Origin of the sequence: Snodgrassella alvi (genome assembly GCF_002777855.1) — a bacterium.
GTDB classification, from domain to species: Bacteria; Pseudomonadota; Gammaproteobacteria; order Burkholderiales; family Neisseriaceae; genus Snodgrassella; species Snodgrassella alvi_E.
Genome location: NZ_MEIK01000011.1, coordinates 1 through 315 on the forward strand (window position 1 = coordinate 1; position 315 = coordinate 315).

1 pseudogene is annotated in these 315 nt (G+C 38.1%); it reads left to right on the forward strand.

The window, feature by feature from the left end:
* Window positions 1-315, forward strand: a pseudogene (locus BHC43_RS10645) (hypothetical protein); the annotation flags it as partial.

The following is a 315-nucleotide window of genomic DNA, read 5'->3' on the forward strand; positions in this document are numbered from 1 at the left end:
CGATATCCTTATTGGCGGTACCGGCAATGACACTCTCAACGGTGGCAACTATGAAAAAGACCGCTATGAATTCGAAGCAGGCCATGGTCACGACATCATTAAAGATACAGGAAATTATTATGATATCAATGAACTCAATGAAATTGTGTTTAAAGGCGCCAATTTCTCTGAAAATTATTTCAGTCGTTCCGGTAATGATTTAATCATCAAAGCCTATGGTGAGGACGATTCACTTACCCTGCCTAAATACTTTAACAATGGTCCTGACGAATATCGTTCTTTCAAATTTATTTTTGAAGATGTAACGCTTAACCC